This is a genomic window from Mycobacterium sp. 1274756.6, from assembly GCF_001668625.1.
Lineage (GTDB): Bacteria > Actinomycetota > Actinomycetes > Mycobacteriales > Mycobacteriaceae > Mycobacterium.
The window spans coordinates 1-9,088 of record NZ_LZLJ01000045.1; the positions used below are offsets into that span (position 1 = coordinate 1).

11 protein-coding genes are annotated in these 9,088 nt (G+C 62.1%); 6 read left to right on the forward strand and 5 right to left on the reverse strand.

Annotated features, from left to right (window positions below):
- The coding region (locus A5643_RS18050; protein WP_156628566.1) for an MlaD family protein at nucleotides 1–109 on the reverse strand (109 nt) is incomplete at its 3' end.
- 61 nt (nucleotides 110–170) lie between these two features.
- Here A5643_RS18050 and A5643_RS05780 point away from each other — a divergent pair.
- The 5 genes from A5643_RS05780 (at nucleotide 171) to A5643_RS05800 (ending at nucleotide 4,393) form a co-directional block, all read left to right on the forward strand.
- Nucleotides 171–1,094, forward strand: coding sequence for an MlaD family protein (locus A5643_RS05780; protein ID WP_066852883.1), 924 nt, complete (start codon nucleotides 171–173; stop codon nucleotides 1,092–1,094).
- A complete protein-coding gene (locus A5643_RS05785; RefSeq protein ID WP_082948753.1) occupies nucleotides 1,091–2,083 on the forward strand; it encodes an MlaD family protein in 993 nt (330 codons plus the stop codon). The genes A5643_RS05780 and A5643_RS05785 overlap by 4 nt, the downstream gene beginning before the upstream one ends.
- Entirely contained in the window at nucleotides 2,080–3,033 is a 954-nt protein-coding gene (locus A5643_RS05790) for an MlaD family protein (RefSeq protein WP_066852885.1), read from the forward strand. The genes A5643_RS05785 and A5643_RS05790 overlap by 4 nt, the downstream gene beginning before the upstream one ends.
- Nucleotides 3,034–3,051: 18 nt before the next feature.
- Complete coding sequence (locus tag A5643_RS05795; protein WP_066852887.1) at nucleotides 3,052–3,708, forward strand: hypothetical protein; 657 nt, start codon at nucleotides 3,052–3,054, stop codon at nucleotides 3,706–3,708.
- A 61-nt stretch (nucleotides 3,709–3,769) separates the two neighbouring features.
- Nucleotides 3,770–4,393, forward strand: a complete 624-nt coding sequence (locus tag A5643_RS05800; protein WP_502686209.1) for a hypothetical protein — start codon at nucleotides 3,770–3,772, stop codon at nucleotides 4,391–4,393.
- Between the two features lie 47 nt (nucleotides 4,394–4,440).
- On the opposite strand, the gene A5643_RS17655 is transcribed toward A5643_RS05800, so the two are convergent.
- From A5643_RS17655 to A5643_RS05805, 3 genes are all read right to left on the reverse strand, one after another.
- Nucleotides 4,441–4,848, reverse strand: coding sequence for a hypothetical protein (locus tag A5643_RS17655; RefSeq protein WP_231995468.1), 408 nt, complete (start codon nucleotides 4,846–4,848; stop codon nucleotides 4,441–4,443).
- A gap of 12 nt (nucleotides 4,849–4,860) precedes the next feature.
- Complete coding sequence (locus A5643_RS17660) at nucleotides 4,861–5,157, reverse strand: hypothetical protein (protein WP_231995469.1); 297 nt, start codon at nucleotides 5,155–5,157, stop codon at nucleotides 4,861–4,863.
- Between the two features lie 263 nt (nucleotides 5,158–5,420).
- Entirely contained in the window at nucleotides 5,421–7,139 is a 1,719-nt protein-coding gene (locus A5643_RS05805; protein WP_066852889.1) for an aldehyde dehydrogenase family protein, read from the reverse strand.
- A 165-nt stretch (nucleotides 7,140–7,304) separates the two neighbouring features.
- Here A5643_RS05805 and A5643_RS05810 point away from each other — a divergent pair, with 165 nt between their 5' ends.
- Nucleotides 7,305–8,492, forward strand: coding sequence for a PucR family transcriptional regulator (locus tag A5643_RS05810; RefSeq protein WP_066852891.1), 1,188 nt, complete (start codon nucleotides 7,305–7,307; stop codon nucleotides 8,490–8,492).
- 26 nt (nucleotides 8,493–8,518) lie between these two features.
- Here A5643_RS05810 and A5643_RS05815 read toward each other — a convergent pair.
- Nucleotides 8,519–9,088, reverse strand: a 570-nt coding sequence (locus tag A5643_RS05815; RefSeq protein WP_286143641.1) for an acyl-CoA dehydrogenase family protein, incomplete at its 5' end; no start/stop codon positions are given.

The window sequence follows — 9,088 nt, forward strand, 5'->3', positions numbered from 1 at the left end:
AATCGACCCGAACGTGCATGGCGCTCGGCGTCACGGCCTCGACAGAGCCGATCTCGTAGCCCATCTGGGTGACCGGGTTTCCGACGTAGAGCCCGGTGGCATCGGACATAGTGGCACAGTGGACGCGCCCCTGGTCTCTACTCGGAAGTGAACATCCCCCGGTCACCCAGATGGGCTACGAGATCGGCTCTGTCGAGGCCGTGACGCCGAGCGCCATGCACGTTCGGGTCGATTTCCGACTGCGTGAGACTCGGCGACTCCCGGCTGATGTGATGGCGGTCATCCGCTCCACATCGATTCTTGCGGATCGATCCCTGGAATTGGTCGGCAACTACGAGGGCGGTCCCGAATTGGGCTCCGTCGAGTGTATTCCGTTGAGCAGGTCGGCGACCCCGAAAGGGTTGTCGGAAGCGATCGGGTCGGCAACGGAGATGCTCAATGCGATTACCCCGGACACCTCGGCGAATCTCGCGAACACCGTTCGTGGACTCGACGCGGCGACGCACGGAAGCGGTCCCGAACTCAACGCGCTGATCACGAGCACGTCGTCGCTACTGGACAGTCCGGATCAAGTCTTCAACGACCTCGGCTCGTTGGTGATCAACCTAGCTGAACTGACTTCGTTGTTGACCGAACTACGTGAGCCGTTGAAGGGAATTCTGAACGACGCGACGGAAACGACGTCGCAACTCGACACAGCCGTTCTGGGCGCTACCCGCGTAGTGGAAGGGGTGACGTGGATTGCACCGATGATTACCGATGTCGAGAACAACTTGGGCGAGGAGACCCAGTTCACGTTGGACGCGGTGGCGGTCGCACTCCGAAAGCTGAGTGCCCACGCTCCGCGTACAGCCAACCTTCTCAATCCGCTGCCGTGGTGGATCAACACCGCGGCCAATCACTTTAATGCCCGGCCGTTCGACCCCATCCGGTACCGGCCCCCGATGTACCGGATCCGCACCCCGGACGGAGTGGCTCTCTGCAACATGATGAACGCCCAAACACCGGGTAGTTGCGCCAACGTGCAGGGGCAACCTTATGCCGCTGACATCGCGTTACTGCAGTATGTCTTGACCGAGGCGGCGCGGCGATGAACGTCCGGCGATTCCTCGGCGCTCTGATGCTGGCGTTCACTGCGGTGTTTCCAGGCTGTGCCTCGCTCACCGTTGATGCGTTGCCGCAACCCGGAAGCTCTTATCGCGATGGGTATGACGTCATCGCTGAATTCGACAACGTCTTGAATCTTCCGGAACGCGCGAAGGTGACGATGGACGGAAGTGCTGTCGGTCTGGTCACCGGGATGGAACTCACCCCCACGCACGTCCGGGTGACGTTGCGTATAGATCGTGGTGTCCGCATTCCGTCGGACATCTACGCCTCGGTGCAGCAGGCAACCGTGCTCGGCAATACCTACGTCGCTCTGGACCGGTCGGCGGCGAACGCCTCGACGTCGCAACTTCACGATGGCTCGCGGATTCCGTTGGAACAAACCACTTCACCGCCTCAGTTGGAGGACACGATCGCTCACCTGGCCAATTTCGTCACGAGCGGTTCGATCCAGCGACTCCAGAATTCCATTATCGGCCTCAATCGAGTGACACCGTCCGGAGACACTGCACGCCAGATTGCGCACCGGGTGGCGGCAGACTTGGCGGATCTGTCCGAAGGCATCGAGACGGTCGACCACTGGCTTCGTGGAGTATCGGGGACCGGAACTGTCCTCAAAGACCGCCTTACCGTCTTTGACGAGTGGTTTTCGCCAAAAGGGATGCTCGCCTTCGATCGAATCAGCACCGGGATGTCGTACGTGGGCACGCTCCTACCGTCGGCCGGCAGCGTCTACAGCGGTGGCTACTGGCTGGTCCCACTCCTGAGTTCGGTGGCGGACATGTTCGGGGCGATGCAACGAGACAAGCAGGCTTTCGAGGAGGAGGTGCCGGCATGGCGAGAGTTCTATTACGATTATTTTCTGCCGCTCGATAAGTTTCCGGCGATGAACATAACCTCCATTATCGGTCCCGACGGTCGTGAACTTTCAGGAGATGTCCAAGATGTCTTGCGCATAATCGGGGCGGCGCCATGAGACTGCGTGACGTGATGTCGTTCGCGGCGTTCGCCGCGATGACGTTGTTCGCGCTTGGTTACATCGGTTCACTGGGCGTGCAATCCGGATTGCCGCCGGACCGTACGGACGTGTCGATACAAGTCGCTGACGTCAATGGTCTTGTGGCCGGATCCAAGGTGTTGTTCCGCGGCGTGCCGGTTGGTGAGGTGACGCATGTCGAGGCCGCTGTCGACGTCGCGACCGTTGACTTCTACATCAGAGAGCCTTTCCAAATCCCCGTAGACTCGGACATTCGGTTGGAAAATCTCTCGGCTCTGGGGGAGTCCTACATCGGCTTCCGGCCCCGCAGTGAAGGCGGGCCAACATTGCGCAAGGGCCAGCGGTTCAGTGCTGACCGGGTGACCCAGCCGCCGTCGGTTTCTGAACTGGCGACCAGCGTCGTACGGGTTCTTGATCAACTCGATCCTGTCGCGTTGGGAAGAATCACCCAGGAACTGGATACCGGCTTGCCGGATCCGAACATGGTCTTGCCTTCTCTGGGGCACGCCAGCAGGGTGCTGCGTAATGTGACGGCAGGGATGGACGGCCGCGGACAGGTCCTACTTGGAAATTTCCAAACCCTGCTCCGCAACGCGGATTGGCTCGGCCCAGTCCTCGGCGATCTTTCGCCCAAGGTGGATTCGCTTGGCCTCGGCATCCGCTCTATGTTGAGTGCATTCCCGGCACTCGTCGATCGGGGTGCCCCGGAGAACCTGATGAAGTTCAACGCCTTCCTGGCCCGGGTGCAGGGTTTGCTCGACAATAATGGCGGGGATCTCAAAGTCATCGGTGAGAATTTCCAGCCGCAGGTCACGGGCATCGCTGGCGCCCTGCTGAACTTCGATACCGGTCAACTGCTGGAAAACATGTTGGCCGGAGTGCCGGCCGACGGAGCGATCACCTTGCACGTCACCGTGCCCGACAAATAGCTAACAGGAGCCACGCTTATGACTTCAGAAGACTCAGAACGCCGGGACTCCGACGAAGCCCCCGCCTCGGCAAGCGCGGAAGAGGCCGCGACGCCGGAGGAGTCCCCAGCCCGAGCGGCAACGGGCCAGCCCGCCCCCCACAGTGGGCGCCAGGTGCGGTTGACGGTCTCACTGCGTGGTCTCGCTATTGGGAGCATCATCGCCGTGCTCGTTGTTGCCGTGGCTGTTCTGGCGTGGCTCTACCGGAGCGCCCAGGAGAAGGTCGATGAGCAAACTGAACGCACACAGAATTATGCACGCGCCGAACAAGTTTCTCTTGACTACGCCGTGGAAGCCGCCGCGATGGATTTCGCCGACCTCGACTCATGGAAGTCGAAGCTCGTCGCCGGTACCAGCCCGGAGCTCAACAAGCGGTTGAGCAAAGCCGCTGTCGACATGGAACAGATTCTCGTGCCGCTGGAGTGGACATCCACGGCACAGCCACTGGTGGCCAAGGTACGTTCCGAGACCGACGGGGTCTACGTTGTCGACTGCTTTGTCAGCGTCCTGACCACGACGGTGCAAGCCGATGGACCGTTGCAGTCGACCGCGACGTACAGCGTGACACTCGATAGCGCGGACAACTGGCAGATCACCGACGTCGGCGGCATCGGCGCCGTGGTCGGTGAGCGGTAAGGGCGCGCCCGGACGATTCGAAGGAGCACCGTTGTCGCGAAAGTCCCGTGATCCCCGGTCGATTGTGACCGCGGCGGCTCTAGGGTTGGGTGCCCTGGCCTGCAGTCTTATGCCTGCGGCCGTTGCTGAACCCTACCAACCGGCGCCCGACGACGACATCATTCGACCGTTCCCGGTCATCACCCCCACCGAGTCGGATTGGGAACCGAAGTTTCCGTATCCCTATGACCAGACGCGTGATCAGGTCTCCGTCGCCGACATTGATGCGGAACGTGAGATGTGCCAATGGTTCACCGCGCAGTACGATCCGCTCAAGCGGCAGATCGACCGCCTACAGTTCATCCGCATTACGCCCGACGGGCCGGGGGTGATCAGCGGTGCGGGCAGCGACTGGGATTACAGCGTCGGCGATCTGCAGCGGAAGGTCGACATCGTCGCGGCCAACATCGGCCAGTCGCTTGCGTTTTTGACCCCCCGGGTGGAAGCCCTCACCAGATCGCAGAACTACGTTGGTGATGTGTACTTCCCTATCTACCAGGGCGACAGCTTCCACCGGCTGTGGCAGCAATTGTCAAACGTTCAGGCTGGTATCGAAGCGCACCAGCCGGGTTGGTTCACCGGGCCGTCGGTCCAGCAGTTCAAGCGGTGGGGTAGCAAGATCCATCGGTCGCGGGTCTGCGAGTAGCTACCGATCCCGAAACTGTGCGTCGCTCTAATGCGTGCCAAGCTGCGCTATGACTTGAATGACGTACTGCCGTAACAGGTCGCGTTTCCGACATCTAGCGTGTTTTGACAGCGGAGGACACCATCGATATAGATACGTACCGTGACCCATTTTCCGGGTTGCCACACCGGAGCGGCGATGGTGTCACGCCAATCGGCTCGGATTTCGGCGCCATCGTTCGACAAGCTGCGGGCGTCCGCGATCGCCACGTTGGTGCGCCATGGCAGCGTGACATGGTCGAGTCGCCGGTTCTCGGCGCCGTCGTAGTATTCGATCGCATCGACGGAGTCGAGAGAACTGGAGACGACCTCATAGGTGACGTCGTCGGCGGCGCGCGCCGGCGGAGCGACCGCAATCGTCGCCGCGGCGGCGCATAAGGGCACGGCAGCTAGTCGGACCTTGAGTGTGAGACGCAAACGTTCCTCCTGCTATGGCCCGGCCAACAGAACAGCGGTGAGGTAATAACCCTTGTCGGTGTTCATTCGGCTGCTGACGCCGAAATCGGTGAAAGAGCAATCCGGGATCGCATCGTAACCCTCGAGTATTGCGCCCTTGATTGAGAGTTCCGCGCTCCGATGTGCGCCTTGGAGGAGATGCACCGATTGGCCCTCGTAGCCTAGTTCTCGAAGCCCGTCCCGCGGGTCGGTAATGGGGACCTGCGACGCCGCGTGACTCAGATACTCGTCGGTGGATCTGTTCACCGCTTCCGCGGCCTCTTCAACCACCGGGTTATACGTCAGAGGGGGGCAGCTGGTCTGAGCGCGTTCCGCGACCACCGCCGATCGGAGGTCGCTCGTGGGCTCGGCACCTGACGCAGGTGCTGAGGCGATCCCGGTGACTCCGATGCTCAGGCTTGCGCCTACGTGGAGCAAGAGGAGCGCCGCTCGTGAGCTGATTCGGCTCACACTGGACTTTCGGCGCGCCTGCAGCCGGCCATCCCGCGCCGGCACTGACGCGTTGTGGCGGTTGTCGTTAACCATCCTTCGTGCTATCCGCGTAGCGCTGACAAGAAGATTTTCGGTAACCGGCCCCACCGCGGGTCAGCTGCAAACGAGGTGAGTAGCCGTCCGGTGGACGCCGCCGTTCTGTTGTTCACGAACCACGGCGGTTTCGGCGAGAGCGCAAGCTCTCCGCGAAGAAGTGAACGTGGAGCCGGCCGGAACGGCCCGCGCACCACGGTGCGTTCCACATCGTCGATCAACCAGGCGTTGTGCACAATGCCGATCCCACTTTGCACATCGGCCAACGTATGCCCGGGAAACGCCCCCCAACTCGCCGTTGGAGTCAGATAGCCGAGTCCGGTCCACGCGTTGATCGCGACGGTGCCATAGCGCAGTTCGGCGACGATGGAGTCGAAGGTGTCACCCAGGTTGCGGATTGTTCTCGGATGGGCGATGACGTTGACACCGAGAGTACCGCTGTAAGCAGTATTTGCGGCGTTCACGGCAGCATGCGCGAATTTCCGCTCGGATCCGGATATCTCGACGACACCTAGGACCGGAGAAAAGGTTTCGTTATCAAGCAGCGGCTCGTTGCTATCCGGTTTGATGCCCGTGATCAGCAATCGCTCGCCGCGGGCGCCGAGTTGCTCGGCATCCGGATACGCAGTGCGCGCGCGTGCGACGCGCTGGTCACTTCCCGGATAGTAGGCAGCGCGCTGAGGAGCGTTGTGGACAGCTTTCCGCAAGGCGGTGAGAAACTGATCTTTTTGGCCCCAGTCCGCGGAGAGAATGACCGCCTGAGCCGCTACGCAATTGTAGCCGCCGTTGTGTAACCGTTGGGTGGCGATGTGTTCTGCTTGGAACGTCAGATCACGTTGGCTCCACCGACCAGGCAGGACGATCGTCGGCGAAACCCCGCCCAGTTCGCTGGTGACGTCTTTGCTCAGGAGTGGGTTGTTCTGGCGTTTTCGCACTGCAGCGTCGGCGTCCTGGCCCCAGACGATGGCGTCGTGAGTCGCTGCGCTTCCGGTCATATGGACGTGGGATACCAGTTGGTGCCGAACGAGGTAACCGCCGACGTCTGCATCTCCAGTGAGAAACCGGATCGCACCGAGGTCGATCAAAGGCGCGAAGATGTTGTTGAACACCGGTAATAGTGGATCGGTCAGGGGGTTGAGTTTCACTGCGACCACGCGATTGTGGGCAATCAACTCGTACAGTGCGTCGAGCGGCGCGATGGAGGTGATGTTGCCCGCTCCCAGTACGGCGCCGATTCCGCCGGTGACCGCGGGGGTGCGTTGAGCCAAACCAGCGCGGTCCCGAGCATCGGCCTCGTCGACACCGGGCCGCAGCCAGACATCGGCGCTGAATCCGTTCAAAAGCAGCGTGTCGAACGTGCCGGTGGGCAATACCTTGATCGTGGTGCGCCCGGCACGCGTTCCGAAGCCAGCTTTGTCCAGCGGGCTTATTCCCTTCGCCAAATTCTCCAAGGACCCAGCCAGATCGCGAAGCGCAGCTGCCAACACGTAGGGGCCGGTCAACCATTCTTCGCCGACGAGCGGGGCGCGCGGGTCGAGGCGCTTGATCCGACTGGCGGTCGCCACCCAGTCGTCGGCATGTCGCAGAGTCAACGCCCGCATCTCATCGAGCAAGCGGCGGCGCTGGCCGAGCGCGAGCGACGCCCACCGGCGCTCACCGTCGGCGAGTTCGGATAACGCCAGGTCGACGGCGCCCGTTTCGGCCGACATCCTCGGTTCTTGAGCCATGCAAACTCCGTTTTCGCAAGATCGTTAGCAAGCGGGCCGTCCCATTCTCGCTGTGCGCGCGCACCAGCGCTACGTGCACACGTTGCGAATCCACCCTCCGGCTACTGTGCGGGCGCACAAGAGAGGCGTGTTGTACCTCACGGTGGGCGCGGTTACGCTGCCCCCATGAGTGCCAGCACGTCGGTCGCGTCCGGGATTCCACCTCAAATGGTGCAGGAACTCCTCACCGCAGTGCAGGGTATGTCCCTGGCCTTGGCCCCACAGATCGCGATGACCGATCGCTTCTATTCCGATTCCCCGTTGCTCAGCGGTGAGGAGCTTCAGCGGACCTGCCTCGCCAATCTGACCGCGATGGTCGAAGCGTTGGCCGGCGATCGGCCGGTCTGCCTGGAACCGGCGTACGCGGCGGGAAAACTCAAAGCCGAGCTCGGTATCCCGATCGCCTCGTTGCTGCACGCCTACCGGTTGGCCGGACGACTGATATGGGAGGAACTTGCTGCTCGAGTTGCCGCGCCCGACTCGCCGAGTATGCACCACTCGTTGACGCGCATTTGGGATGTCGTCGACGCTTACTCGGTCGCGGCTGCGGAGACCTACCGTGAAACGGAAAATTTGTTGTCCCGCGCGGACGCGCAACTGCGTACCGAGTTGGTGCGCACGCTGTTCGAAGAGTCGACCAGTTCTGGACGAATACTGGATGCGCTCCGCTCCTTGGGCCTGCCGGAGGTTGGCTTATTCGTCGTTGCCAGAATCGAGGCGAGCGAGCAGGGCGAACCGTTACTGCACAGCAGTCTGACCGGGATGCTGCAGGTTTTGGGTGCGCACTCGGTCTGGGACTCCCAGATAGACGCTCATGTCGGTCTGCTCGCGGCGAGCACTCCGGAGTGCATTGATCGCGCGGCTGAGAAGTTGACGACGGTCGCGGACTCACGGGTCGGGTTCAGTACGACATTTCGAACGCCGTACGAGATTTCCAAGGCGGCTGCAGAAGCGCATCTCGCTTGCCGGAGTGCCCACCGACAGAGCCGGCGTGCGATTCGATTCGGCGAGGAACCTCTAGCACACCTTTTGGTTGCGCAACCTGATGTCAGTATGCAGGCGGCGGTCCAAATTCTGGGTCCCCTGTTGACCTTGCCGACAGCCGACCGGAAGGACTTGTTGGAAGCACTGGGGACGTGGTTCGAGTGTGGTGGTTCGGCGGCGGCTGTCGCCAAGAAACTGCACTGTCATAGAAACACGGTGCACTACAAGATGCGGAAGATCCGGGACTTGACCGGCCGCGATTTTACTCAGCCGGCGCACGCGGCGGAGTTGTATTCCGCCTGGCTGGCCATCGCTTTACTCGATGAGTGACTTGCCACGTAGGCCTGTGCGGAGTTCTACTGCAGCAGTGCGCGGCTCATCACCACCCGCTGGATCTGGTTGGTGCCCTCATAGATCTGGGTGATCTTGGCGTCGCGCATCATCCGCTCGACCGGGAAGTCGATGGTGTAGCCGGCCCCACCGAACAGCTGCACCGCGTCGGTGGTGATCTCCATGGCCACATCCGAGGCGAAGCACTTGCTGGCCGCGGAGATGAAGCCCAGATCCGGCTCGCCGCGCTCGGCGCGCGCCGCGGCGGAGTAGACCATCAGCCGGGCGGCCTCCAGCTTCATCGCCATGTCGGCGATCATGAACTGCACACCCTGGTTGTCGGCGACCGGGCGGCCGAACTGCTTGCGGTCCTTGGTGTATTCGATCGCCGCGTCCAGCGCGCCCTGCGCGATGCCGACCGCCTGGGCGCCGATCGTCGGGCGGGTGTGATCCAGCGTGCGCAGCGCGGTCTTGAACCCGGTGCCCGGCTCCCCGATCATCCGGTCGCCGGGGACGCGACAGTCCTCGAAGTACAACTCGGTGGTCGGCGAGCCCTTGATGCCCAGCTTCTTCTCCTTGGGCCCCACCGTGAAACC

Coding starts and splice junctions, on each gene's coding strand:
- A5643_RS05780 (WP_066852883.1), top strand. CDS start 171: ATGGGCTACGAGATCGGCTCTGTCGAGGCCGTGACGCCGAGCGCCATG.
- A5643_RS05785 (WP_082948753.1), top strand. CDS start 1,091: ATGAACGTCCGGCGATTCCTCGGCGCTCTGATGCTGGCGTTCACTGCG.
- A5643_RS05790 (WP_066852885.1), top strand. CDS start 2,080: ATGAGACTGCGTGACGTGATGTCGTTCGCGGCGTTCGCCGCGATGACG.
- A5643_RS05795 (WP_066852887.1), top strand. CDS start 3,052: ATGACTTCAGAAGACTCAGAACGCCGGGACTCCGACGAAGCCCCCGCC.
- A5643_RS05805 (WP_066852889.1), bottom strand. CDS start 7,139: ATGGCTCAAGAACCGAGGATGTCGGCCGAAACGGGCGCCGTCGACCTG.
- A5643_RS05810 (WP_066852891.1), top strand. CDS start 7,305: ATGAGTGCCAGCACGTCGGTCGCGTCCGGGATTCCACCTCAAATGGTG.